Genomic DNA, 23,587 nt, shown 5'->3' with positions numbered 1-23,587 from the left:
CCACCATGGTTTCGCTGCTCGCCTTCGTCCTGACCGCCAACGGCCTCGCGCCGTATTTCGTCGCCAGCTTCAGCTCCGGCCTCGCCTGCGAGAACGCCAAGGTGGCCATCATCGAGGCCGCGGCCAACCAGTCGCGCGGTGGCGGTTCGACCTACTCGCTGACGCCGAAGAGCCTGCAGTGCATCGCGACGCCGGGCCTGGTGTCGGCCGGCGCGCGCCCGCCCGAGCCGGCGCCGCGCACGGCCGCCAAGCCCAGGACGCCGCCGCGCCAGAACGCGCGCTGAATCGGCATCGCTCGATCGAACCCGGCAGCCGCCGCGGATCCGGCTCCGCCGGTCCGCCAGCGGCGCCCCCTGGAGGGGGAGCGGCGAAGCCGCAACGGGGGTGGGCCTACGAGGGCAGGAAGTCGAGCGGCCAGCTGACGACCATCACCTCGACATCCTTCGCCCCGAAGTCGAACTGGCGGATGCGCGCGAGCAGCTTGCTCTCCAGTTCGTTGGCCTTCAGTTCGCTCGAGATGATGCGGGCCGCCACGATCTCGCCGGTCGGCGCGATCTTCAGCTCCAGCACCACCTTGCCCTGCAGCGAGGGGTCCTCGCGCAGCGCGCGGTTGTAGATCGCGTAGATCGAGCCCTTGTTGCGCTCGAACACCAGCTTGATGTCCTCGAGCGAGCGCGAGGCCTTGCCGCTGCCGCTCTTGGCCAGCGTGCCGCCGCGGCCGCCCGCGCCCGTGCCGCTGCCCGAGCCGTCGCCCTTGCCGCCGACGCCCAGGCCACCGCCGGGACCGCCGCCGCCCCCGCCGCCGATCGTGCCTTCGACCAGCGTCGTGCCGCGGCCCGCGAGGCCGCCGCCGCCGGTGTTGCGGCTGTAGCCGGCGGTGTTGATGCCGCCGCTGCCGTTGGTCGCGTTGGAGGTGATCAGCGCGCGCGTCGGCACGCCCGGGTCGGTGCCCGCGCCGACGCCGACACCGACGCCCGCGCCGATGCCCGGGCCGGGCTTGATGTCCTTGTTGAGCTGCACCGCGGTCGGCGCCAGCGCCAGCTGCGCCAGCTCCTGCTTCATCGCCATCAGGCCGACGCCGGCGGCCTTGCGCTTGGCGGCCTCGAGCGCTTCGCCGGGCGGCTTGCCCGCGATCGGGTTGCGCGCCTCGGGCACGGCCGACGCCCGCGGCGGCTCGGGCTTCTTCGCCTCGGGACGCGGTGCCTCGGGCTTGGCCGTCGCGACTTCGGTCGCGGCCTGCTTCTCGGCCTTGGGCGGCACCAGCTTGGGCGTGGGCGGCGGCTCGCGCTGCTCGATCACCAGCTTGGCCAGGCGCGGCGGCAGCTCGACCGGCACGCTGCGATCCACCTCGCGCTTGGGCATCAGCAGCAATACCAGGCAGATCAGCGCGCAGACGACGAGGACCGCGCGCAGGATGCGCTTGAAGCGCGCCTCGTCCTCGATGACCAGCGCCCACGGCAGAACGGGCGCGCGGAACGAAATGGCTGCGGCACTCATGACGACGCCTTCTGCGTGACCGCGAACGCCACGTCGCTGAAGTTCGCCCGCGCCGCGGTGTACATCACCTTGCGCAGCAGGCGGTAGGGGATGCCCTTGTCGCCCATGATCGTGATCGCCTTGGCCTGGGCCTCGTTCTCCTTGCGGAGGGTCTGGCGGCCGGCCTGCAGGTCAAGCTCGGCCTTCAGCGGCGCGATCAGGTCGTCCTCGCCGGCCAGCGCCTCGCTGACCGATGCGACCTTGCGGCCGTCGACCACGATGTCGGTCGCGCTGACGGTGATGACCACGGTCTCGCGCGGCAGCTTCTCGGCCGTCGACTCGGGCAGCTTCACGGCCCGGGCGCTCGACAGCACCTCGATGCCGGTCGACGACATCAGGAAGAAGATCAGGATCGTGAAGATGTCGATCAGCGCCACGAGGTTCATGTCGAGCCCGTGCTCGTTGCGCGACTTGCGCTCGGCGCGTTTCTGGATCGGGGTGAGCTTCATCGCGGCCCCTATTTCTTCAAGGCGACACTGATCGGCGCGTCGCCGATCGAGATGTCGGGGAACAGCACGGTGGCCGGCGCGGCGGCCACGGCCGGTGCGTCCTTGGCCTTCGGCGCGTGCGGCGGCTTCGCCTCGCGCACCATGTCCATCACCTGCACCAGCATCTCGTAGGGCGTGTCGGGCTGGGCGAGCACGGTGGCCGTGGTCGTCTGCGGGAACTTGCCCTTGATCATCTGCATCAGCGTGGACAGCGCGGCGTAGTCGTGCTGGCCGGCGGCGGCCATCGGGATGCGCTGGATCAGGCCGCCGATGCGGTCACCGACCTCGATCGCGTCGGGGCGGATCACCACCTCGAGCTTGAGGTCGTCGACCTTGAGCTGCTCGACCGCCGACGACTGCGCCGGCAGCGTCAGCTCCATCACCGACAGGCGCGTGAACACCGCCGTCGACAGCAGGAACGGCACCAGCACGACGATCACGTTGATGAAGGCCGTGACTTCCAGGCTCGCCGACGGCTTGCGAAGGCGACGGTTTCTCATGGCGACTCCGTCGTTCAGCGCGTGGTCGCGGCCGAGTCGGCCTTGACGCGCTGGACCAGGTTCAGGAAGCTGATCTTGGCGGCCTCCAGGCCGTCGACGATCTCGCTGGTGCGCGCCTGCAGGAAGGCATGGATCAGCAGGAAGGGGATCGCCACCGACAGCGCGAACGCGGTGTTGTTCATCGCGATCGAGATCGACGCCGACAGCAGCTCGGCCTTCTCGGCCGGGTTGACCGCCGCGACCGCGGTGAAGCCCTTGATCAGGCCGATGATGGTGCCCAGCAGGCCCACCAGCGTGATCACGTTGGCGAAGGTCGCGATGTAGTGCGTGCGCTTCTCCAGGCGCGGCACGATCTCCATCATGCCCTCCTCCATCGCCGCGTCGATGTCCTCGCGCCGGCCCGGGCTCTGCATGCGCTCCAGGCCGTGGGCGACGATCTTGCCGATCGCCGCGTCGGACTTGGTGGCGACGCTGTGCACTTCCTTGTAGCGGCCGCCCTGCAGCATCGGCAGGACCTGGGCCCAGAGCTTGCGGTTCTGCGAGCGCGCGCGGTTCAGGAAGACGTAGCGCTCGATCGCGATCGCCAGGCCGACGGCCATGATCGCGATGCTGAAGTAGATGGCCACGCCGCTGTCCTGGAAGAACTTGACGGCGAAATCGATGAGGGACATGGGGAGCTCCTGTGACGGCGGTTCGGTGATGAGCGAAGGGTTCAGCGCGCGGCCGGGGCCGGCGCGGGGTTCTTGGACGGTGCTTGCTGGGCGTCGTACTGCAGCTGGCGGCGGTAGACGTCGCGGTCGATCGGCGCCAGCGCCTCGTCGAGCACGCTGGCCAGCGGCCGGCCCGACAGGTCGCCCGGCACCGGCTTCTTCCACGGCACGATGTACAGCACCTTGGGCAGCTCGCGGTTGCCGATGATCTGGGTGCGGTCGATGTCCGCACGGTCCTGCGCCAGCGCGGGCAGGGCCGCGGCCGACAGCAGACCGATGGCAGCGAGGCGTTTCATGGCTGCTCCTTCTTGCTGACCAGGCGCTGGCCCGGCTTGCGGTTCTTCAGGTCCGCGACCCATTTGCCGACCGTCGCGTCCTTGCCGGCGGTCAGGATCTGGTAGCGCTCGTAGAGCTCCAGCGCGCGCGCGCCGTCGCCCAGGTAGAGGTCGTGCAGGATGCCGAGGTTGAGCTGCGGCGAGGCGTAGGCGGCGTCGAGAGCGATGGCCTTCTCGTAGGCCGCGCGTGCCTTCGCGAACTGGCCCTGCTGGCGGTAGGCGATGCCGAGCTGGTTGAAGTACAGCGGCTGCTCGGGGCTGAGCTTCGTCGCCTGCTCGAACTCGGCCACGGCCTGGTCGGCCTTGCCGGCCTGGCGGTAGATGAGGCCCAGGTTGGCATGCGGGCCGCCGAGCTCGGGGTTGGACTTCGTCAGCGCGCGGAAGCCGCGCTCGGCGTCGTCGGCGCGGCCCGCGGCCAGCGCACGGCGTGCATCGTCGAAGCCGCGCTGCGCGGCCGGCGGCACCGGCGCCGCCACGACCACCGGCGCAGCCGCCACGGGCGCTGAGGCCGCGGCGGCGGGCGTGGCCTCGGCGGGCGCCGGCGTCACCGCCTGCTGGATCGCCTTCAGCGGCTCGCCCAGCGAGGCGCAACCCGACATGACGAGTACCAGGGCCAACGCCAGCAGCCGCCGCGGATCCGGCTCCGCCGGTCCGCCAGCGGCGCCCCCCTGGGGGGGAGCGGCGCAGCCGCAACGGGGGGGAGCGTCCTCAGCGGATCGCATCGATCACTCCTTCGGCGCGTTCGACCTTGCCGTAGCGCACGGGGCGCAGTTCACCCAGCGCCTTGAAGCTCTTCTGCACCCAGCCGTCGTAGATGCCCTCGGCGGCGCGCTTCGCGTTGACCTCGTGCAGCTCGATCGCCTTCTCCTCGAAGGGGAAGGCCTGCTCCTCCAGCAGCACGTCGTACTGCTCGCGCTCGATCTTCGACAGCTTCTTGGGCCGCTGCGAGCCGAGCAGTGCCTTGCCGAAGTCGCCGTAGAGCGACGCGGTGTGGAAGGTCGACGCGGTGGTGACCTCGGCCACACCGTAGTCGGCCGCGACGGCGTAGGCCTTCAGCGCGTCCTCGAACTTCGTCTTCTTCAGCTTGAGCTGCCGGGCCAGGGGCTCGACCAGCGCGACCTTGCGGTACTCGGCGACGGCCGGCTCGGCCATCGCCAGCGCCGCGGTCGCGCCCAGCGTGCGGGTGCGGCCGGTGCGGGCGCTGCCGCCGGTCTGGTCGGCCTGGTAGATCTCCTTCACCAGCGCGAACTCGCGCGTCGCGTTGCCGTCGGCCTTGGCCAGGCCCGCGAGGCGCCAGCGTGCCTCGACGGCCGGCTCGAGCGGCTGCGGATGCTCCTTCACGTAGCGCTCCCAGGCGCGCACCGCGGTGGCGCGCGCGCCGCCCTTGGCGATGGCCTTCTCGTGCAGGCTGGCGGCCTGCCATTGCGCCTCGCGCGCGAGGGCCGGTTCGCGGCTCGCGGTCTTGGCGGCCGCCAGGCGCTCGAACTCGCCGGCGGCCTGGCCCCAGCGCTCCTGCTCCAGGTAGGCGACGGCCAGCTTGCCGCCGACGTCGGCCTGCAGCGGGTGGTTGGGGTAGCGCGTGCGGAAGTCCTCCAGCGACTTCGCCGCGCCGTCCCAGTCCTTCAGGCCGATCAGCGACGCGGCGGCGTCGTACTGCGCGGTCGCGCGCACGGTGGACTGCGGCGCCACCGCGGCGATGCGGTTGAAGTGGCCGACCGCGTCGCGCGCGCGGCCGTCGGCGCGGGCCTGCTCGCCCTGCTTGTAGATGGCCGCGGCCTGGCGCTCGACCAGGTCGTTGCGGCCCGGGTCCTTGTCGGGCGTCAGCGCCAGCACCTCGGCGTAGTTCAGCTCGGCCTCGGGGAAGGCGCCGCGCTCGAAGGCGTTGTGCGCCAGCACCGTCCAGGCGACGCGCCGCTGTGCCGGCGCGGCCTCGGGCTTGAGCGCCAGCACCTGCTGCGCGACGCCGGCGGCACGCTCGTCGCGCAGCGCGTAGAGCTTCTCGGCGGCATTGGTCAGCACGGGCCCGGTGCGCGGGTCGGCCTCGAAGGCCCTGGCGAAGCGCAGCGCGCTCTCGACGCCGGCGCGCTGCAGCGCGGGGCGCTCGGCCGCGGGCGCCGTCTTCTCCTGGTTGGCGTAGCCCAGCAGCGCGCCGTAGCCGGCGTCGGCGCTCCTGGCGTGCGCCGGGTAGTCGTAGGCGGTCTTCTCGTACTCGACCGCGGCCTCGGCGTAGCGCTTGTCCTCGTACAGCAGTTCGCCCAGCAGGAAGTGGTTCTGCGCGGTCGCCGGGTCCTGGGGGAAGGACGCGATGTACAGGCGGTACCAGCGCACCGCCTCCTGGTAGTCGGCGCTGGCCTTGCTCTTCTGCGCCAGCGCGTGGTGGTGGCGCGCCAGCTCGGTGAGGTGGGTCTTGACCAGCGGCTGCGCCTTCTCCCAGCCCTCGGGGTTGGCCTTGCGGAACTCGCTCTCGACGCCGTAGCGCGAGACGTAGTCCTTCTTGGCCTCGAGCGCCAGCGCCGGGAAGCCGTTGCCTTGGTAGATGTCGATCACGCGCGCCTGCAGCTGCGGCGCCTGCGCGTGCAGCGGATGGCGGCGCGAGAACTGCCCGAAGGTGTCGGCCGCGTCCTTGACGCGCTCCTGCTTGAGGTAGAGCTCGCCGAGCTGCTGGTAGACGCGGAACTCGTAGCCCTTGCGCGCGTCGCTGGTGATGTAGGGCGGGATGGACTCGGCGCCCTGCAGGTTGGCGAGGCTGATGCTGGTGACGCGGAAGCTGTCCTCGACCAGCTCGCGCTCGGCGCGGCTCAGGCCGGCCAGGTTCTCCAGTTCGCCGTCTCCCTTGAGCGCGTCGGCGTTCAGGTCCAGCACGCCGAAGAAGGAGCGCAGGCCTTCCTCGAGCTTGCCCTGCTTGAACTGCGACCAGCCCTGCATGTACAGCGCGCGCTCGCGGTAGCGGTCGCTGGCATCGGCCGCCAGCACCGTCGTGTAGGCCTGCTCGGCCTTCGCGTAGTCGCGCGTCGTGAACAGCAGCTCGCCGCGGCGGAACTGCGCTTCCTCGACATAGGCGGTCCTGGGGTAGTCGGCAACCAGGCGGTCCAGCGTCTTCAGCGCGGTCTCGAGCTCGCCCGACTGCTCCTGCGCGCGCGCCAGCTGGTAGAGCACGCGATCGTTGCCCGGGTCCTTGGGGTAGAGCTTCAGGTAGTCCTGGTACTGCTTGATCGCAGCGCGGTAGTCGGGCGCGCCGGTCGAGGTGGTGCCGCCCTGGCCGCTGGCGAGCCGGCTGTCGGTGCTGTCCATCTCGAGGTCGCCCAGGCGGCGCAGGGCCTCGGCGCGTTGCGGCGCCTTGGGCGCGATCTCGAGGAACTTGCGGTAGGCGGCGATGGCCTGGGCTTCGTCGGCCTGGATGCGGCGGTCGGTCGCGACCTGCACCTCGCGGCCGGCCAGCGCCTTGAGCGTGGGCTCGTTGTCCGGCGTGCCGGTGTCGCGCCGGCCCGCGCAGGCGGACAGGCCGCCGGCGACGATCATCAGCCACAGCAGGCTACTGCGGGGCCGCACGGTCGTTCTCCCGCGCCAGCTTGGCGCGATCGTAGAGCTGGGCCAGCGCGAAGCGCGCCTGGGTCGCGTAGACCACGAGTCTTTCCTTCTGGCCCTGCAGCTCGGCCACGGCCAGTTCCTGCACGACGTTCTGCTGCTCGCGCGCCAGCGTCTGCACGCGCGGGATCAGCGCCTGGATCGTCGGCGACAGCGCCTTGATGCGCGCCTCGAAGCGGTCGAAGCGCGCCGGCTCGTCGCGCTGCGCCTGCACCAGCGCGGCCTCGCGGGCACGCGCCTGCTCGATCTGCTGGTCGGTCGTGCGCAAGCCCTTCTTCGCCTCCCAGACGCGCGCCGGGTAGTCCTGCGCCAGCTGCCAGGTCAGCGCGCCGGCGGCGAGCCGCGCGTGCTGGCGTGCGCGGTCGTAGGCCGGGTCGCTGCCCAGCGCCTGCAGCTGCTGCTGCACCTCGGCCAGGCGCGCGCGCTGCTCGGCCTGCTTCGCGTCGGCGAAGGCCAGGCCGTCGGCGCGCGCCTCGGCGTCGGCCAGCTCGGCGGCCAGCGCGTCGCGCTGCTTCTGCAGCGCGTCGATGTTCAGCGCGCCGGCCTGGCTCAGCACCTTGGGCAGGCGCTCGGCATAGGCCTGGCGGCGGTTGACCAGCATGTCGCCGAAGACGCCCAGCTTGTCCTGCCACTCGGTGAGGTTGCGTTCCAGGTAGCGCAGGTCGCGGAAGTTCTTGAAGGCTTCCTGGAACTCGTGCTGCGCCAGCACCTGGGTGAGGTGGCTGGCGTGCGGCATCTCGGGCAGCCGGTCGATCTTCCAGAACCAGCCCATCTCGTCGCCCGGGTTGTTCTCGATCAGGCCGTCCACCAGCTTGCCGGCGCGGATCGCGCGGATCGACTCGTCGAGCTTGCCGCCTTCCTGGTCGAAGGCGGTGATCGCCTCGTTGTAGCCGTCCAGCGCCTGGCCGTAGGCGCCCAGCTCGGCATAGGCATAGGGCAGCGCGATGCGCGCCTCCAGCACCGCGGCATCGCCCGGGTCGCGGCCGGCCAGCTCGGCCCAGGGCACGAGCGCGAGCTTCGGCTGCTTCAGTGTCGCGGCGGCCCAGCCGAAGCCGAGCAGCGCCTTGTTCGACTGCAGGCCGTTCAGGCGCACCCGCTCGAGCGCGGTGCGCGCGTCCTCGGCGCGGTTCTCCTGCAGGGCGGTGTAGCCCAGCGCGACGTTGGCCTTGTCGCGCAGGCTGCGGATCTCTTCATTGGGGCCGGGCATGCGGCCCAGCTCGTCGAGCAGCGCGGCGCCGCGCGCCGGGTCGCCGCTCTTGACCAGCGCGACCCCGAGGTTGAAGCGCAGGTAGGGGCCGGCCGCGCGCGCGCGCTGCTTGCCTTCCGGGGTGGCGGTGACGCCGGCCAGCAGCGCCGCCGCGCCGGTGTAGTCGCCGCGCGCCATCAGCAGGTTGGAGGCCAGCAGCAGGCGGTCGTCTTCCAGGTCGCCAGGCAGCGTGCCCTCGATGCGCGCGAGCGCGGCCTCGGCCTCGGGCAGGAAGCCGCGCTGGTAGCGGATCTTCGCCAGGTAGTACCAGGCGCGGTCGCGCACCGCCGGCGCCGCGCCCTTCTCGATCAGCTGCGCGAAGATCTGCCCCGCCTCGCGGTGCAGGCCGTAGGACAGCAGCAGGCCGCCGCGCAGCACCTCGGCCTCGTCGGCGTGCTTCGGCATGCGCTCGAAGTGCTGCGACACCATCAGCGTGGTGACCGAGGTGAAGTAGTGGTCCTGGTAGAAGTGGAACAGCGTGTCGCCGTAGTGCGGATCGCGCACGACGTTCACGAGCGGCGCCTCGTCGCGGTCGAGCCAGGTCCACGGCGCATACCAGGTCGCCGCCGCCGCAGGCGCGGCGAGGCCCGCGGCGAGACTCGTTGCGACGAGGCTCGCTCGCGCGGCTCGCAGCGGTCCGGCCCAGAGGCCGCGACGGGAGGAACGCGGCATCACCAGACCTTGACCTCGAACTCCGGCTGCAGCTTGCCGGTCGAATCCTTGATCTGCAGCTCGATGTACTTGGGCTCGGTGCCCTTGTCGAACTTGATGGTGGCGCCGCGCTTGTAGTCGCGGCGCTGCTCGCCGTGCGCCGGGCCCTGGCCGGTGAAGAAGGCCACGATCTCGTGCGTGCCCGCGCGCAGGTTGCCCAGGTGCAGGCGCTGCACGCCGCCGCGGTGCAGCGCGGCGACCTCGTGCGGCGTGTACAGGTGGTTGGCGACGACCTTCTCGTCGAGCTTGATCTGCACCGACTCCAGGTTGAAGAGCTTGCCCACGTCCATCGACACGAACAGCGCCACCTGGGTGTTGGCCGGGAACAGCAGCTCTTCCTCGAGCACCAGCAGGTCGCGATTCAGGCGGATCACGTCGCCCTTGACGTCCTGGATGCGGCCGTCGAGCGCGTTGTTGGCCGAGGACGGCGCCGCGGCCGGGGCCGCTGCCGTCGTGGCGGGTGTGGCGGCAGGCGCCGCCGTCTGCGCGATGGCCGGGGTCGCGGACAGCACGAACGCGAGCAGCAGCGCCAGCGCCGCGGCGCCGCGCGCCAGCAGGGAGGGGACGGGGAAGGCGGACGTCATGGCATCGGACCCTAGTAGGTCGCCGACACATAGACCTGCAGCACGTGCGCGTCGAACGAGTACGGCTGGCCGGTGCGGATGTCGGTGAAATCGCTGAACTTGAAGCGCTTGAACTCGTAGGCGCCGGTGACCTTGACGCCGTACTTCGCGGGGACGTTGGGAACGGTATAGGTGGCCTTGGCGCCGATGGCAACGCTGTTGAAGCTGCTGAGCTGCCGGTTGCGTGACACGTAGACGGTGTCGGCCTGGGCGTTGTCGCTGTAGAACAGCGCCTTGTCCTGCGTGTAGTAGCGCAGCAGCACGTCGCCCAGCCAGGCGTCGCCGAAGTAGCGGCTGTAGCCGGCCTCGGCGGTGTGGGCCGCGATGTCCCAGTTGTCCCAGAAGTAGCGGTACTCGCCGCGCAGCGCATCGCGCGAGCCGAGGTCGCCGATGACGTGGAACTTGACGGCCCGGCTGGAGCGCGTGCGCGGATTGCGCTCGGGCACCGCGGCGCCGAAGACGCGCGCGACGCGGTAGGGGCTGCCCAGGTAGCCGTCGTCGGACACCGCCTCGAGGTTGACGCTGGCCAGCCAGCGCGGCGTGAGGATCTGCGTCACGCCCACGCGGTACTGCCAGTGGCGCGCGTAGTCCTGGAAGCTCGCGTCGTTCTTGCGCTCGACCTTGTCAGAGGCGCGGGTGAAGCCCAGGCTCACCGTCGTCATGCCGCCGAAGACCTCCTGCGACACGTCCATGCCGATCGCATCGGCGGTGTAGTCGGGTTCCTTGCTGTTGTAGAACGACAGGCTGATCTGCGAGTCGCGGTACACGTAGTCGGCACCCAGGCTGTAGGCGGTGCGCTTTTCCTTGAACGGGCTGGCGGTCGTCACCACGTCGATCGACGCGTTGCTGACCATGTCCACGTAGTACGACGCCGACAGCGAGACCTTGTCCGCCAGACTCTTGCGCACCAGCAGCGCCGGGCCGGTGGCGCGCACGCCACCGCCGTCGTAGACGTGGTACATCGCCTCGGCCTTGTCCTCGGGCAGCGTGACGCCGTGCGCGGCGCCGCCGGCCAGCACGCCGCCGATCAGGCCCAGCGGTGCGGCGGCGCGGGCGCGTCGGCCCTTCAGCGCGGCGCAGGCGCGCAGCGTGCGCTGCCAGCGCTCGCTCCAGGCACGCGGCGACGCCTCAGTTGCAGCCACAGCCGCCTCCCTGCACGCCGGTCGCGCCGCGCGAGGCCTCGCGCACGTTGTGGATGTGCTCGCGGTGCGTCTCGAGCATGCCGTCGCGCACGAACTGCATGATCGGATCCGCCAGGCGCTCGCGCTCGTAGGGCTTGACCCAGGGCTGGATCGCGCAGGCACCGAGTTGCGATGCCAGCAGCGCCCCGAGCACGACCTTCAGGATGCGTCCGGCGTTCATTGCTTCAGCAACTCCCGGATCTGCTGGTCGTAGGTGTTCTCGTAGCCTTCCTTGTAGCCGCGGTGCAGGTAGCGCACGCGGCCGTCGCGGTCGATCAGCACGGTCTGCGGCATCGCGCTCAGGTCGTAGAGCCTGCTGACCTTCTTGTCGCCGTCGGGCAGCACCGGGAACTTGACGCCGAGCTTGGTCGCCAGCGCGGCGGCGCTGCGCGGGTCCTCGTCGACGTTGACGCCCAGCAGCTGGAAGCCCGAGGCGCGGTACTTCTCGTACAGACGGTTGAGGTGCGGCATCTCCTGGCGGCAGGGGCCGCACCAGGTGGCCCAGAAGTTGACCAGCACGACCTGGCCGCGCTGCTCCTGGAGGCGCAGGTTCTGGCCGTCGATGGTGCGCAGCGTGAAGTCGGGCGCCAGGCCGGCCGGCGCCAGCGGCAGGGCATAGACGCTGGCCGCGACGGCCAGCAGGGCACCGGGCAGCAGGCGCATCAGCGCCCGCCGGCGGGACGAGGGGATCGAAGTCATGAAGGGCCGCTTTCGTCAGAAGTAGTAGGACAGGCCGCCGGTCAGTTCGAGGTTCTGGGTGTTCTGGCGCTTGCCCAGGATGTCGAGCGAGAAGATGTGGTCGCGCAGGTCCATCTGCAGCGACCAGTGGTCCGTGAGCATCAGCCGCACGCCGAGCCCGAAGTTGTAGGTCTGGCGCCGCTGGTCGGCGAGCTTGGTGCTGCCGATGCCGCCGATCAGGTAGATGGCGGTGGCCTTGGCGCGCGAGCTGCCGATGAAGACCTCGCCCGGCAGCAGGTTGTAGCCGACCGAGAGGTTGTAGTAGGACAGCGTCTCCTCGTCGTCGGTGAAGACGCCGCCCGGCAGGATCTGGCGGAACAGCTCGTCGCTGACCTTGGTCTGCGCGTAGTTGGCCTGGACGAAGAAGTCCTCGGTGACGTGATAGCCCAGGCGCACGCCGTTGACCCAGCTCGAGCCGAAGTTCTGCGTCGAGTAGGTGCCGGTGAAGAGCCCGATCTCGAAGTCCTTGTTCGGGAAGCGCGGCAGCTTCACGTCGCGGCGGTCGACCTGCGGCACGATGACCTGTTCGTTCGGCGCGGTCTGCGTGGACTGCGCGCCGGCAGCGGTGGCCAGGCCGGCCAGTGAGGCGAGGAGCAGGAGGCGGGCGATGTTCATGGCGTGTTCTGGCGCTCTCAGAAGAAGAAGGACAGCCCGGCGGTGATCGCGCGGTACTCGGTGCTGCGCTGGTCCGCGACGAAGGCCGTGTAGAGCGACCAGTCGGCGCGCAGCACGAAACGCTCGCTCAGGTAGTAGCGCGCGCCGATCGTCACGTTGGACAGGTTCGCGTCGGTCGGCGTGGCGCTGACGAGGCTCAGGTTGGGGATGTTCTTGAACTTGCCCACGCCGATGCCGAAGAACGGCGACAGGCGCCGGTCCGACCAGGGCTCGGAGATCAGGTTCAGGTGCCAGAAGTCGGTGCCCGAGAAGGTGCCCTGGACCTGGCCGATCGTGCCCTCGAGGCTGAGCGTGTCCGACAGCTTGTAGCTGGTCCAGAACTTGAGCATGGGCTCGCGCTCGAAGCGGCCGATCGCCGCGCCCAGCTGCACGCGCCGGCTCAGGTAGTCGTCCAGCGCGAGGTCGCGGAAGCTCTTGCTGCCGCCGGCCTCGGTGAGCGTGGTCTCGAGCTGGCGGCGGTGCACCCAGCCGAGCTTGCCGCCTTCGGTGCGCACCTTGTACCAGTCGGTGAAGCGCAGCTCGATCGTGATCCACTCCTGCCGCGCCGCGACGAAGAACACCGGGTAGCCGCGGCCCGGGCCGGTGTGCAGCTCGATGTAGGGGTCGGTGATCTGCACCCGCTCGGTGGCGGGCTCGTCGGCCGCGCGGGCCGGCGTCGACATCAGGACGGCGAGGCCGAGGCCCAGCGTCAGCGGGAAGCGGAGGAAGAAGCGCAGGACGAAGCGCAGGAGGGTCCGGGTCTTCACTGGGTGTTGCACGTGCCGGTGTTGGGGTCCGCCGGCGTGAACATGCTGTAGGCCGCGGTGCTGAACTCGTCCGCGCCCTGCGGCACGGGGCGGCTGATCCAGTACTGGAACACGCGCGCGTTGGGGTCCTGCTGGTCGATGAAGATCTGGCCACCGCCGTGCAGCACCTGCAGCACCAGCGGCTTGGTCAGCAGCCGGCTCTGCGTCGGCGAGCCGATGAGGGTCGAGCCCTGGGCCGAGAAGAAGTTGCGGTACATCGCGGTGGCGCGGATCACGTCCGGCGTGTTGGCCGGGTTGGCGACGTCGACCGCCGTCGCGCCCGCGACCACGCGGAAGGCCCCGCCGGTGCCGGCGCCGTCGTCGTGGCAGCCCGAGGCCGCGCAGGTGTTGGTCGAGATGTTGCCGCTCTGGTTGATCTGCAGCGGCGCGATCAGGATCGGGTAGACGCAGCGCTGGAAGTAGGCGTACGACAGGTGCTGGCCCGAACTGCCGCCCGGGTTGGCGATCGTCGGCGGGTTGCCCAGCGGGTTGTCGCCGCCACCGCCGCAGCTGGCCAGGCCGCCCACGCCCAGCAGCGCCGCGCACAGGCCCGCGACGCCGAGGCGCGCGGGCCTGCCGGGGCTGGATCGTTCGGCTCGTCTCACCGTCATGGTCAGCAACCGCCCGCGATCCAGTTGGCGATCGTCGTGTACGCCGCGCTGCCGGCCGGCAGCACCGCCGTCGTCTGCCCGGCCGCGCCGCTAGGGTGCGGCACGGTCGACGGACGGCTCAGCAGGTAGTTCGACGGCGCGTTGCAGGTGTCCGAGATCATCGTCAGCGTGACGTTGAAGTCGCCTTCGGGATCGCCGGTCAGGATATAGCGGTTGCGCGCGAACGACGGTCCCGGCTGCGAGGCGCCGGCGTTGCCGCCGGGCTGGTGGCAGGCCACGCAGCTGCTGCGCAGGATGGGCAGCACCTGCGAGGTGAAGCTGGCCTGGCTGAGCGCCGCCACCGGACGCACCGCGGCGCTGCCGGTCAGGTCGTTGTAGTACTGGCCGCCGAGGTCCATCCACTCCGTCATCAGGCGCTTCTCCGCGGCGTTGAGCATGCTCGCGTGGTTGGGCGCGCCGCCGGGCGGGTTGGGATGGGCCGTGCGCGCCGCGGCGCTGGCCTTCAGGTTCTCGCCGAACATGATCTCGCCGAGGCGGCTCATGCGTGCGAGGCCGCCGCCGTTGCTGGCGCTGGTCTCGACCAGCGCGGCGCCGCGCTGCACCACCGGCACGCCGTCCTCGATGCGCGTGATCGGCTGGCCGGTCGCGGCGTCGATCAGCGGATCGCCGAGCAGCAGTTCCTCGTACGAGGTCAGGCGGCCGGTGCCCGCGGTCGTGGCCCGCAGGTCCAGCACGGCAGCGTCGCTGTGGCAGGTGGTGCAGGTGTTGGCGCCGCGCGCCTTGGTCCACAGCGGCGCGATGTGGTCGGGGTAGTTGATGATGCCGTTGGTGGGCACCGGCGTCGTCAGGTCGTCGGCCGGGTTGGCGTTGCCGGTGTAGCGCACCAGGATCGAGGCCCGCGCGGTCACGCCGGCGCGGCTGGTGTCGGCCCAGACGTCGCTGAACACCATGTCGGGGCCGAGCGTGAGCTTCGACGGGTCGAGGCGTGTGCGCAGCGCGGCCATGGTCTCGCCCGACAGGTGGGCGGTGCGCATGGCCGGCAGCAGGCCGTCCGGCAGCGTGTTCACCGTGGCCAGCGTATTGAGCGCGGCGCCGCGGCGCGGGCTGTGGCAGCCGTCGCAGGTGCGGCGCTCGCCGGGGCGGACCTGGATCCAGTTCAGGTGGGTCTGCAGGCCGCGGCCCTTGGCGTCGATCACCGTCAGCGCCAGCGGCACGTCGGCCGGCACCTGCAGCTTGAACGACCCGTCCGGCTCGATCGGCGCGTAGCCCAGGATCTGCTGCGGCTCGAACTCGGTCTCGCCGATCGCCTCGCGCATGCCGGTCATGCCGGCCTGCGGCGCGACCGCGCGCGTCGCGCGGATGAAGCGCGCCGGTGCGCAACCGTAGGCCGGGTCGGCCGGGTCCTTGATGCGCAGGATGTCGGCCACGCTCGAGCGCGTGTCCTTCGGGTCGGTCGGTGCGGTCATCGCGATGCCGACCGGGCAGCCGCTCGGCAGGTCGACCGGCGCGAGCACGGCCTCGGACATGCGGCCCAGGCCGTCGGTGTCGTAGACGCTGCGCACCTCGAGGGTGGCCAGGCCCTGCGCGGCCAGGCCGGCGTCGAGCTCCGGCGTCGCCGGCGTGTTGGGCTCGGTGCGCGCCTGCAGCGCGACCGGGTCGGTGTACATGTAGCCGGCCGGCGGCGCGGCGACGACCAGGAAGGTCTGCACGGCCGGGTTGAACATGTAGATCGTGTACGGCGGCGGCACGTTGTCCTGCAGCGGATCGCCGGCCACGTCGGCCATCAGGCGCTGGCGGTCGGACAGGCGCGTCACTTCCGCGTCGGTCAGCGTCGCGCAGGACACGACCTGGCCGTTGCGCGTCACCTCGCAGGGCCGGTAGGCGACCAGCACGCGGTTGGTGCCGTCCCACAGCGGATACGGCGTGGTGATGCGGCCGAAGCGCGACAGCCCGCGGCCGTCGTTCAGCGCCTGCGCCGTGATGGCGACCTGGCCGCCCTGGTTGGCGATGCCGGTCTCGGCCGGCGTGTTCTGCTCCGAGTAGCGGCCGGCGTCGATCAGCATCAGCGAGCCGCCCTCGTCGGTGCCCGACAGCGACATCAGGTCCGACATCACGTAGCCGGCGTAGGGGCCGGCCGGGTCCATCTCGCGCGGGTGCAGGAAGCTGTTGCCCGGGCTGTGCGCGCCGTAGCGCACGAACATGTTGGTGCCGTCGGGCTTGACGGTGAAGATCGCGAAGCGGTTGCGGTCGCCGACGTGCTCCCAGCGCGAGAACATGATGTCGCCGTTGCGCTGCACCACCGGGTTGCGGTCGTGGCTCTGGTTGACCGAGATCTGGCGGATGTCGCCGCCGTCGGCGTCCATCGTGTGCAGGTTCATCACCCGCTCGCGCTCGTACTCGTCGAGCGCGTAGTAGGTGCGGCCCAGCGCCTGGCTGCGCGTCGTGGTCTGGCGGTTGGACGTGAACACGAAGCCGCGGCCGCCCGGCAGGTAGGCCGGGTCGACGTCGTCGTGCTCGGTCGAGCTGGTGATGCGGCGGAAGCTCCCGCCGGTCATCCCGCCGCTCGTCATGTCGTATTCCCAGATGTTCCAGTGCCCGGTGCAGGCCGGCTGGCCGCCGATCTGCGAGGTGTTGGTCGTCGGGCAGCGCATCGCGAACACGATCTTGCGGCCGTCGTAGGAGACCTCGGGGTCCGAGGCATCGCCGGCACCCTGGGTGAACTGCGCGGTGATGTTGTGCTCGGGCGCGCTCGGCGAGGACTTCTCGCGGATCATCAGGTCACCGCCCGGGGCGCTGGGCGCCCCGTTGGTGGGGTTCATCTCGATCGTGTTCACGCGCTTCACGTAGGCGATGGGCACGTCGCCCTGGACCGTGACCGTGCCCTCCGAATCGCCGCCGCTTCCGCAGGCAGCGAGGACGGCCCCGAGCACGATGGCGCTCACGCTGATGGCTCCGATCTTCTGTGGCAGCTTCATCTTTGCCTCCTTGATGAATCCCTCTGTCCGTCGCCGGAATCTCATTGCCGCGGCGACACGGCACCGGCGAGCAGGCCCGCCGAGTAATGCAGGGCCCCTGCCGCGTCGACGACGACCGCGTCGACTCCCGGCAGCGACTCGACCAGTTGCAGTCCCTTGTCCACGCCCAGCACGAAGACGCTCTTGGACAGCGCCTCGCTGGTCAGGCCGTCGTCGGCCAGGATGGTCACGCTGTGCACGCTGCTCGGCGAGCGGCCCGTCTTCGGGTCGATCACGTGGTGGAAGCGCACGCCGTCGCGTTCGAAGTAGCGTTCGTAGTCGCCCGAGGTCGACACCGCGCAGTCCTCGAGCGGCAGCACCGCGACGACCTCCTCGGGGCGGCGCGGGTCGCGGATCGCGACGCTCCAGGGCCGGCCGCGGCGGTCGCCCAGGAGGCGGCTGTCGCCGCCGGCCGTGACGATCGCGTGGCGGATGCCGTGGCCGCGCAGGATCGCCGCGGCGCTTTCGACCGCGTGGCCCTTGGCGAAGCCGCCCAGGTCGATGCGCATGCCTTCGCGCGCAAAGCGCAGCGTGCGTGCCTTCGGGTCCAGCTCGAGGCCGCGCCAGCCGATCGCGGCGCGGCCACGCGCCAGCGCCGCGGCGTCGGGGCGAAGGCCCCGGCGGTAGTCGTAGAGCTGGCCGACGCTGGCGTGGGTGATGTCGAAGGCCCCGCCCGACAGGTCGGAGAACTCGATCGCGCAGGCCAGCAGCTGGCACATCTCCTCGCTCAGCGACACGGCCTGCGTTGCGGCGTCGCGGTTGATGCGCGACAACTCCGAGTCCGGCTTGTGCGGGCTCATCGCGCGGTCGATGCGGTGCATCTCGGCCATCACCGCGTCGATCGCGGCTTCGCCGGCGGCGCGCTCGTCGGACCACAGCTCGACGCGGATCGCCGTGCCCATGATGACCTCGTCGCGGCTAGCCCAGGCGCCGGCCGCGCGGACGCGGCCCAGCCCACGGGCCAGGCTGGCGGCTTGAAAGCCGGTATGGGTCATGCCGAACAACATGTCGCTGCCGAGGCCTGTGGTGGCCCCGTCCTCCCGCTCGATCGATGAATGGTCCGATGCGTCGTCGGGCCGGGGAACGAGACGGAGGTCACGCAATGCAGCTCGACGCGACGGCATCTTCTCGCGGAGTTGCGGCGAGAAGGCGTCAATAGTTAGCAGCGCGTATAGACCTTACAAGCGGTCGCACAAGAAACCGGAACCTGTGGTGCCGGCCCATGTGCAACTGCGTCAGATGTGTGCAGACGCAACGAGAGCGACATCCCGTCGCCCTCGGAGCCAAGAAATGTCGGGCCCCCGCCGCAGCCGGCGCCGCGTCGACGCGGCGCCGTGCGCTTGATGCAGCGCAAGCCGCGCGCACGGCGGCGGCGCACACTCGCAGCGACCCATGGCCGCAGCGCACGATGTCCAAGCACCTCCCTGTCGGTCGGGCCCCGGCGGATGCGGCCGTCGAGGCGGCGGTGACGACGGAGGTCCTCTGAAGCCGCCGGTCGCGCAGGGGGCCGGGGTGGCCGGCGCCGCCCTGCTGCTGGCGGCGGCGCTGGGCACGGGCTGCGCCGCGCCGCCGCTCGCGCCGGCCGGGGTCGTTGCCGGCCCCGGGGCCGGCTTCTCGGCGGCGATCGAACGCAGCCTGCCGTACACCGTCGGCGTCTACCGCAGCGGCGACCCGTCGGCCCCGGCCTCGCGCAGCAGCGCCGACGCCGAACTGCTGACCGACGTCAGCCTGGGTGCCGGCATTGTGATCGACGCCGGCGGCCTGATCGCCACGGCCGCGCACGTCGTGGCCGGCAGCGATCCGGTGGTGGTGCGGCTGCCCGACGAGCGCGTGCTGCCGGCGACGCGCCTGGGCGTCGATGCGGACACCGACCTCGCGCTGCTGAAGGTCGATGCGCGCTGGGACGCGCCGCCGCCGCTCGGCCACTCGATGAGCCTGCGGCCCGGCGACTGGGTGATCGCGATCGGCGAGCCCTACGGCCTGGAGCGCTCGGTGATGGCCGGCATCGTCGGCGGCGCGAACCGTCATTTCGCCGACGACGACGCGGTGCTCTTCATCCAGACCAGCATCACCGTGAACCCCGGCAACTCGGGCGGACCGCTGGTCGACGCCCGCGGCGCGATCGTCGGCATGAACCTGCGTGCCGTCGTCAGCCCGCTGGGCATGGCCGGCCTCGGTCTGGCCCTGCCGATCGAGCTGGTGCAGCAGATCGCGGCCGAGCTGCAGAGCGGCACCGCCGCGCGACGCCCGCGCCTGGGCGCCTTGTTCGAGGACGTGCTGCCGCCGGAGGCGCTGACCGCCGGGCTGGCGCGCGCCAGCGGCGCGATGGTGCGGCTGGTGCGGCCCGAGGGCGCGGCGATGCGCGTCGGCCTGCGCGTCGGCGACATCGTCGTCGGCATGAACGGCCGCCCGGTTGGCGGCGGCGCGGAACTGGCCCGCCTGCTGCTCGAATGGCACGCCGCCGAGCCGCTGCGCCTGATCGTGTTCCGCGACGGCGGCTACCGCGAGTTGCGATCGCCCTGATCGCGCCGCACCGGGGGCCGTCGGGCTCGCGCGGCGCGGCTTGATCCGCATCAAGCCGGGGGCGGGCTCCCGGACCTAGGCTGCGCCATCACCGACCGCCACGGACCCAGGCCATGACCGCTCTCCGTTCGATCGTCGTGCACGTCGATGGCTCGCCGCGCTGCGCGGCACGCCTGACGCTCGCGCGCAAGCTGGCTGCCGCCCACGGCGCGGTGCTCGAGGCCGTGCTGGCCGCTGCGCCCAGCCTGGCCGAGCTGCCGATGGCCTACAGCGCCGGCAGCGAAGCCGCCACGGTGATGCTCGAGCTCGACGCCGACCGGCGGCGCCGCGCGCGCCTGCACTTCGCGCGCGAGGCCGAGCGCCCCGGCCCGCCGATGCACTGGCTCGAACTCGACCAGGAGCTGACCCGGCACGGCTTCGTGCAGCGCGCGCTGTATGCCGACCTGCTGGTGCTGGGCCAGCACGACGCCACCGACCCGCTGGCCTGGGGCGTCGCCAGCGACTTCGTGCCCTCGGTGCTGGCCGACAGCGGCCGGCCCGCGCTGGTGCTGCCCTACACCGGGCACTTCGCCGAGGTCGGCCGCAACGTGCTGATCGCGTGGAAGCCCTCGCGCGAGGCCATGCACGCGGTGAGCGCCGCCCTGCCGCTGCTGCGCGAGGCACGCCAGGTCCACGTCGCCTGCAACGCCCCGGCGGGCGAGGCCGGGCGCATCGCGCTGGGACCGCTCGAGGCTTACCTGCAGCGCCACGGCGTGACCGCCAGCGTCGCGGTCCACGGCGTCGCCGTCGAGCAGGTGGGCGAGAGCCTGCTGTCGACCGCGGCCGACGTCGAGGCCGACCTGTTGGTGATGGGCTGCTACGGCCACAGCCGCACGCGCGAGTGGCTGCTCGGCGGCGCGAGCCGCAGCGTGCTGCAGGCGATGACGCTGCCGGTGCTGATGGCGCACTGATGGCGCACTGAGGGCGGCCCACCGCGGGCGCCGTGGCGGCCGGTCTAGCGCGCCGTCGCGATGACGCCGCCGCCCAGGCAGACCTCGCCGTCGTAGAGCACCGCCGACTGCCCGGGCGTCACGGCCCATTGCGGCGCATGGCCGAAGTCGAGCGCGAAGCGCCCGTTGGCATGCGGCGCCAGCCGGCAGGGCGCATCGTCCTGGCGGTAGCGCGTCTTGGCGGCCAGCGCACCCGCGGCCGGCGCCGCACCGGCGACCCAGCTGGCATCGTCGGCCTCGAGCCCGGCCGACTGCAGCCACGGGTGCTCGTGACCCTGCACGACGTACAGCGTGTTGGCCGCCATGTCCTTCCGTGCGACGAACCAGGGCGCGTGCTCGGCGCCGCCCTTGGCCGAAGCGCGCTCCTTCACGCCGCCGATGCCGATGCCCTTGCGCTGGCCCAGCGTGTAGAAGGACAGGCCCACGTGCTCGCCGAGCGTGCGCCCGCGGTCGTCGCGGATCGGGCCCGGCGTGTTGGCGAGATAGCGGTTCAGGAACTCGCGGAACGGCCGCTCGCCGATGAAGCAGATGCCGGTCGAGTCCTTCTTGCCCGCGACCGGCAGCCGGATCTCGGCGGCGATCTGCCGCACCCGCGTCTTCGGCAGCTCGCCGACCGGGAACCAGGTGCGCGCGAGCTGGGCCTGGTTCAGGCGGTGCAGGAAGTAGCTCTGGTCCTTGGCCGGGTCCAGTCCCTTCAGCAACTCATGCCGGCCGTCGCGCTCGCGGACCCGGGCGTAGTGACCCGTCGCGATGCGCTCGGCGCCCAGCCGCATCGCGTGATCCAGGAAGGCCTTGAACTTGATCTCGGCATTGCACAGCACGTCGGGGTTGGGCGTGCGGCCGGCCTGGTACTCGCGCAGGAACTCGGCGAAGACGCGGTCCTTGTACTCGGCCGCGAAGTTGACGTGCTCGATCTCGATGCCGATCAGGTCGGCGACGCTGGCGGCGTCGAGGAAGTCCTGGCGCGAGGTGCAGTGCTCGTCATCGTCGTCGTCCTCCCAGTTCTTCATGAACAGGCCGACGACCTCGTGGCCCTGCTGCTTGAGCAGCCAGGCGCTGACCGCGGAGTCCACCCCGCCGCTCAGACCCACCACCACGCGCTGCTTCGCCGTCGCCGCCATGCTCAGGATTTTTCCACCGGGTCGTAGAGCCCGGGGTCTACGAAGACCGTGTCGAGAGGATGGCGAACCCCGGCCAGCCAGTCGTCGACGTTGCGCTGCAAGGCCGGGCTGCGGTGGCGGTCGGCGGCGGCGCGGATCTCCCCGGGCGTCATCCACACCGTGCGCAGGATGCCGTCGTCGAGTGCGCGCGACGGGTCGCGCGGTCCGACCGTGCCGGCGTAGGTGAAGCGCAGGTAGGTCACGTCTTCATGGCGCGCACTGCGGATGAAGCGCGACATGTAGACGCCCAGCAAGGCGGTCGGCGTGAAGACGCAGGCCGTCTCCTCCAGCACCTCGCGCACCACCGCCTCCTGCAGCGACTCGCCCGGGTCCAGGTGCCCGGCCGGCTGATTGAGGCGGATGCCCTCGGGCGTCTCTTCCTCGACCAGCAGGAAGCGGCCGTCCTGCTCGATCACCGCGGCCACGGTGACGCTGGGTTTCCATCGGGGGCTGCTCATCGGAGCGATCCTATAGGGGCGACCCGGGGTCGGCCCGGCGTCCGGGCCGGGGTAAGCTTGCGCGCCCCCTGGGCGGCCGAGAGCCAGGCAGCGACCCGCGGTCCGCCCGCCGTGACCAGGCTCCAGAAGAATTCGTGAGAGGAGATCGGTTCATGGCTCTGCTGATTGGTGTGCCCCGGGAAACGGCGCCGGGCGAGAAGCGCGTCGCCACCGTGCCGGCTGTCGTCGAGAAGCTCGTCAAGCTGGGTTTCCGCGTGGCCGTCGAGAGCGGCGCTGGCGACGCCGCCAACTTCGACGACGACAGCTACCGCGCCGCCGGCGCCCAGGTCGCGGCCAGCGCGGCCGAGCTCTGGGCGATGTCGGACATCGTCTTCAAGGTGCGTGCCCCGAGCGCGGCCGAGGTCGGCCTGCTGCGCGAAGGCGCGATGCTGATCGGCTTCATCTGGCCGGCGCAGAACCCCGAGCTGATGCAGCAGCTGGCGGCCCGCAAGGCCACCGTGCTGGCGATCGACGCGCTGCCGCGCCAGCTGTCGCGCGCGCAGAAGATGGACGCGCTGACCTCGATGGCCGGCGTCAGCGGCTACCGCGCGGTGATCGAGGCGGCCAACGCCTTCGGCCGCTTCTTCAACGGCCAGATCACCGCCGCCGGCAAGATCCCGCCGGCCAAGGTCTTCGTCGCCGGTGCCGGCGTGGCCGGTCTGGCCGCCATCGGCACCGCGGCCAACCTGGGCGCGATCGTGCGCGCCAACGACACGCGCGCCGAGGTGGCCGACCAGGTGGTGTCGCTGGGCGGCGAGTTCGTCAAGGTCGACTACGAGGAAGAGGGCTCGGGCGGCGGCGGCTACGCCAAGGTGATGAGCGAAGGCTTCCAGGCCGCGCAGCGCGCGATGTACGCGCAGCAGGCCAAGGACGCCGACATCATCATCACCACCGCGCTGATCCCCGGCAAGCCGGCGCCCAAGCTCATCACCGCCGAGATGGTGCAGAGCATGAAGCCCGGCAGCGTGATCGTCGACATGGCGGGCGAGCAGGGCGGCAACTGCGAGCTGACCGTGCCCGGCGAGGCAGTGGTGCGCCACGGCGTCACCATCGTCGGCTACACCGACCTGGTGAGCCGGCTGGCCAAGCAGTCGTCGACGCTGTATTCGACCAACCTGCTGCGCGTGACCGAGGAGCTGTGCAAGGCCAAGGATGGCACGGTCAACGTCAACTTCGACGACGACGCGATCCGCGGCCTGACGGTCATCAAGGACGGCGAGATCACCTGGCCCGCGCCGCCGCCCAAGCTGCCGGCTGTCGCGGCCAAGCCCAAGGCGGCGGTCGCCGCGCCGGCCGCCAAGGGCCATGGCCACGGCGCCGGCGAGCCGATGCCGGCCAAGTCGCTGGCGATCGTGTTCGGCGTCGGCGCGCTGCTGTTCGCGCTGGTGGGGCTGTACGCACCGGCCTCCTTCCTGGCGCACTTCACCGTGTTCGTGCTGGCCTGCTTCGTCGGCTACATGGTGGTGTGGAACGTGACCCCCTCGCTGCACACGCCGCTGATGAGCGTGACCAACGCGATCTCCTCGATCATCGCGATCGGCGCGCTGGTGCAGGTGGCGCCGCCGCTCGACGCGGCCGGGGCCGCCGACCGGCCCAACGCGCTGATCCTCGGCCTGGCCGTCGTCGCGCTGGTGCTGACGGCCGTCAACATGTTCGGCGGCTTCGCGGTCACGCGGCGCA

At 71.4% G+C, this 23,587-nt stretch carries 23 protein-coding genes; 4 read left to right on the top strand and 19 right to left on the bottom strand.

What is annotated here, in order from left to right; all coding sequences use genetic code 11:
• Positions 1 to 5 precede the first annotated feature (5 nt).
• On the top strand, positions 6 to 284 hold the full coding sequence (locus QZV97_RS12310) for a hypothetical protein (protein WP_295642302.1): 279 nt from the start codon (positions 6 to 8) through the stop codon (positions 282 to 284).
• 106 nt (positions 285 to 390) lie between these two features.
• Here the strand turns inward: QZV97_RS12310 and QZV97_RS12305 are convergent, their stop codons facing one another.
• From QZV97_RS12305 to QZV97_RS12225, 17 genes are all read right to left on the bottom strand, one after another.
• Complete coding sequence (locus QZV97_RS12305; RefSeq protein WP_295642300.1) at positions 391 to 1,497, bottom strand: AgmX/PglI C-terminal domain-containing protein; 1,107 nt, start codon at positions 1,495 to 1,497, stop codon at positions 391 to 393.
• Positions 1,494 to 1,985 (bottom strand): biopolymer transporter ExbD, encoded by a 492-nt coding sequence (locus tag QZV97_RS12300; protein WP_295642298.1) that lies wholly within the window; start codon positions 1,983 to 1,985, stop codon positions 1,494 to 1,496. The genes QZV97_RS12305 and QZV97_RS12300 overlap by 4 nt, the downstream gene beginning before the upstream one ends.
• Before the next feature lie 8 nt (positions 1,986 to 1,993).
• Complete coding sequence (locus QZV97_RS12295) at positions 1,994 to 2,524, bottom strand: biopolymer transporter ExbD (RefSeq protein WP_295642296.1); 531 nt, start codon at positions 2,522 to 2,524, stop codon at positions 1,994 to 1,996.
• A gap of 14 nt (positions 2,525 to 2,538) precedes the next feature.
• Positions 2,539 to 3,195 (bottom strand): MotA/TolQ/ExbB proton channel family protein, encoded by a 657-nt coding sequence (locus tag QZV97_RS12290; protein WP_295642294.1) that lies wholly within the window; start codon positions 3,193 to 3,195, stop codon positions 2,539 to 2,541.
• Between the two features lie 41 nt (positions 3,196 to 3,236).
• Complete coding sequence (locus QZV97_RS12285; RefSeq protein WP_295642293.1) at positions 3,237 to 3,530, bottom strand: hypothetical protein; 294 nt, start codon at positions 3,528 to 3,530, stop codon at positions 3,237 to 3,239.
• Positions 3,527 to 4,186: a tetratricopeptide repeat protein gene (locus QZV97_RS12280; protein WP_295642291.1), complete on the bottom strand. Its 660-nt coding sequence runs from the start codon at positions 4,184 to 4,186 to the stop codon at positions 3,527 to 3,529. The genes QZV97_RS12285 and QZV97_RS12280 overlap by 4 nt, the downstream gene beginning before the upstream one ends.
• A gap of 91 nt (positions 4,187 to 4,277) precedes the next feature.
• Positions 4,278 to 7,118: a tetratricopeptide repeat protein gene (locus QZV97_RS12275; protein ID WP_295642290.1), complete on the bottom strand. Its 2,841-nt coding sequence runs from the start codon at positions 7,116 to 7,118 to the stop codon at positions 4,278 to 4,280.
• Positions 7,102 to 9,072, bottom strand: coding sequence for a hypothetical protein (locus QZV97_RS12270; RefSeq protein ID WP_295642289.1), 1,971 nt, complete (start codon positions 9,070 to 9,072; stop codon positions 7,102 to 7,104). The genes QZV97_RS12275 and QZV97_RS12270 overlap by 17 nt, the downstream gene beginning before the upstream one ends.
• On the bottom strand, positions 9,072 to 9,695 hold the full coding sequence (locus tag QZV97_RS12265) for an AraC family transcriptional regulator (protein WP_295642288.1): 624 nt from the start codon (positions 9,693 to 9,695) through the stop codon (positions 9,072 to 9,074). Before QZV97_RS12265 ends, QZV97_RS12270 begins: the two co-directional genes overlap by 1 nt.
• Before the next feature lie 11 nt (positions 9,696 to 9,706).
• Entirely contained in the window at positions 9,707 to 10,876 is a 1,170-nt protein-coding gene (locus tag QZV97_RS12260; protein WP_295642286.1) for a DUF3570 domain-containing protein, read from the bottom strand.
• On the bottom strand, positions 10,863 to 11,096 hold the full coding sequence (locus QZV97_RS12255; protein WP_295642285.1) for a DUF4266 domain-containing protein: 234 nt from the start codon (positions 11,094 to 11,096) through the stop codon (positions 10,863 to 10,865). Before QZV97_RS12255 ends, QZV97_RS12260 begins: the two co-directional genes overlap by 14 nt.
• Positions 11,093 to 11,614: a TlpA disulfide reductase family protein gene (locus QZV97_RS12250; RefSeq protein WP_295642283.1), complete on the bottom strand. Its 522-nt coding sequence runs from the start codon at positions 11,612 to 11,614 to the stop codon at positions 11,093 to 11,095. Before QZV97_RS12250 ends, QZV97_RS12255 begins: the two co-directional genes overlap by 4 nt.
• Before the next feature lie 15 nt (positions 11,615 to 11,629).
• Positions 11,630 to 12,268, bottom strand: coding sequence for an outer membrane beta-barrel domain-containing protein (locus QZV97_RS12245; RefSeq protein ID WP_295642281.1), 639 nt, complete (start codon positions 12,266 to 12,268; stop codon positions 11,630 to 11,632).
• A gap of 17 nt (positions 12,269 to 12,285) precedes the next feature.
• Entirely contained in the window at positions 12,286 to 13,086 is an 801-nt protein-coding gene (locus tag QZV97_RS12240; RefSeq protein ID WP_295642280.1) for an SH3 domain-containing protein, read from the bottom strand.
• A complete protein-coding gene (locus tag QZV97_RS12235) occupies positions 13,071 to 13,724 on the bottom strand; it encodes a hypothetical protein (protein ID WP_295642279.1) in 654 nt (217 codons plus the stop codon). The genes QZV97_RS12240 and QZV97_RS12235 overlap by 16 nt, the downstream gene beginning before the upstream one ends.
• A gap of 2 nt (positions 13,725 to 13,726) precedes the next feature.
• Positions 13,727 to 16,699 carry a hypothetical protein gene (locus tag QZV97_RS12230; protein ID WP_295642278.1) on the bottom strand — a complete coding sequence of 991 codons (2,973 nt, stop codon included), beginning with the start codon at positions 16,697 to 16,699 and terminating at the stop codon, positions 13,727 to 13,729.
• Between the two features lie 41 nt (positions 16,700 to 16,740).
• Positions 16,741 to 17,733 (bottom strand): FAD:protein FMN transferase, encoded by a 993-nt coding sequence (locus QZV97_RS12225; RefSeq protein ID WP_295642277.1) that lies wholly within the window; start codon positions 17,731 to 17,733, stop codon positions 16,741 to 16,743.
• Positions 17,734 to 18,250: 517 nt separating this feature from the next.
• Here QZV97_RS12225 and QZV97_RS12220 point away from each other — a divergent pair.
• Both QZV97_RS12220 and QZV97_RS12215 read left to right on the top strand, forming a co-directional pair.
• Positions 18,251 to 19,261, top strand: a complete 1,011-nt coding sequence (locus QZV97_RS12220) for a trypsin-like peptidase domain-containing protein (RefSeq protein WP_295642275.1) — start codon at positions 18,251 to 18,253, stop codon at positions 19,259 to 19,261.
• 113 nt (positions 19,262 to 19,374) lie between these two features.
• The gene (locus QZV97_RS12215) at positions 19,375 to 20,211 is read left to right on the top strand and encodes a universal stress protein (protein ID WP_295642273.1); all 837 of its coding nucleotides are present in this window, start codon (positions 19,375 to 19,377) and stop codon (positions 20,209 to 20,211) included.
• A 44-nt stretch (positions 20,212 to 20,255) separates the two neighbouring features.
• Here the strand turns inward: QZV97_RS12215 and mnmA are convergent, their stop codons facing one another.
• The gene (mnmA, locus tag QZV97_RS12210; RefSeq protein ID WP_295642270.1) at positions 20,256 to 21,371 is read right to left on the bottom strand and encodes a tRNA 2-thiouridine(34) synthase MnmA; all 1,116 of its coding nucleotides are present in this window, start codon (positions 21,369 to 21,371) and stop codon (positions 20,256 to 20,258) included.
• Between the two features lie 2 nt (positions 21,372 to 21,373).
• On the bottom strand, positions 21,374 to 21,868 hold the full coding sequence (locus QZV97_RS12205; RefSeq protein WP_295642268.1) for an NUDIX hydrolase: 495 nt from the start codon (positions 21,866 to 21,868) through the stop codon (positions 21,374 to 21,376).
• A 152-nt stretch (positions 21,869 to 22,020) separates the two neighbouring features.
• Between QZV97_RS12205 and QZV97_RS12200 the strand changes: the two genes are divergently transcribed.
• The coding region (locus QZV97_RS12200) for a Re/Si-specific NAD(P)(+) transhydrogenase subunit alpha (protein ID WP_295642267.1) at positions 22,021 to 23,587 on the top strand (1,567 nt) is incomplete at its 3' end.

The organism is uncultured Methylibium sp., from assembly GCF_902826655.1.
In the GTDB taxonomy this organism is placed as follows: domain Bacteria; phylum Pseudomonadota; class Gammaproteobacteria; order Burkholderiales; family Burkholderiaceae_C; genus Methylibium.
Note: the sequence above shows the minus strand (reverse complement) of the source record. Positions and strands in the feature narration are given on the sequence as shown.

Excerpts from the sequence above, each read along its gene's own strand:
- QZV97_RS12310 (WP_295642302.1), top strand. The coding sequence starts at position 6 with ATGGTTTCGCTGCTCGCCTTCGTCCTGACCGCCAACGGCCTCGCGCCG.
- QZV97_RS12305 (WP_295642300.1), bottom strand. The coding sequence starts at position 1,497 with ATGAGTGCCGCAGCCATTTCGTTCCGCGCGCCCGTTCTGCCGTGGGCG.
- QZV97_RS12300 (WP_295642298.1), bottom strand. The coding sequence starts at position 1,985 with ATGAAGCTCACCCCGATCCAGAAACGCGCCGAGCGCAAGTCGCGCAAC.
- QZV97_RS12295 (WP_295642296.1), bottom strand. The coding sequence starts at position 2,524 with ATGAGAAACCGTCGCCTTCGCAAGCCGTCGGCGAGCCTGGAAGTCACG.
- QZV97_RS12290 (WP_295642294.1), bottom strand. The coding sequence starts at position 3,195 with ATGTCCCTCATCGATTTCGCCGTCAAGTTCTTCCAGGACAGCGGCGTG.
- QZV97_RS12285 (WP_295642293.1), bottom strand. The coding sequence starts at position 3,530 with ATGAAACGCCTCGCTGCCATCGGTCTGCTGTCGGCCGCGGCCCTGCCC.
- QZV97_RS12270 (WP_295642289.1), bottom strand. The coding sequence starts at position 9,072 with ATGCCGCGTTCCTCCCGTCGCGGCCTCTGGGCCGGACCGCTGCGAGCC.
- QZV97_RS12265 (WP_295642288.1), bottom strand. The coding sequence starts at position 9,695 with ATGACGTCCGCCTTCCCCGTCCCCTCCCTGCTGGCGCGCGGCGCCGCG.
- QZV97_RS12255 (WP_295642285.1), bottom strand. The coding sequence starts at position 11,096 with ATGAACGCCGGACGCATCCTGAAGGTCGTGCTCGGGGCGCTGCTGGCA.
- QZV97_RS12250 (WP_295642283.1), bottom strand. The coding sequence starts at position 11,614 with ATGACTTCGATCCCCTCGTCCCGCCGGCGGGCGCTGATGCGCCTGCTG.
- QZV97_RS12245 (WP_295642281.1), bottom strand. The coding sequence starts at position 12,268 with ATGAACATCGCCCGCCTCCTGCTCCTCGCCTCACTGGCCGGCCTGGCC.
- QZV97_RS12235 (WP_295642279.1), bottom strand. The coding sequence starts at position 13,724 with ATGACGGTGAGACGAGCCGAACGATCCAGCCCCGGCAGGCCCGCGCGC.
- QZV97_RS12230 (WP_295642278.1), bottom strand. The coding sequence starts at position 16,699 with ATGAAGCTGCCACAGAAGATCGGAGCCATCAGCGTGAGCGCCATCGTG.
- QZV97_RS12225 (WP_295642277.1), bottom strand. The coding sequence starts at position 17,733 with ATGACCCATACCGGCTTTCAAGCCGCCAGCCTGGCCCGTGGGCTGGGC.
- QZV97_RS12215 (WP_295642273.1), top strand. The coding sequence starts at position 19,375 with ATGACCGCTCTCCGTTCGATCGTCGTGCACGTCGATGGCTCGCCGCGC.
- mnmA (WP_295642270.1), bottom strand. The coding sequence starts at position 21,371 with ATGGCGGCGACGGCGAAGCAGCGCGTGGTGGTGGGTCTGAGCGGCGGG.
- QZV97_RS12205 (WP_295642268.1), bottom strand. The coding sequence starts at position 21,868 with ATGAGCAGCCCCCGATGGAAACCCAGCGTCACCGTGGCCGCGGTGATC.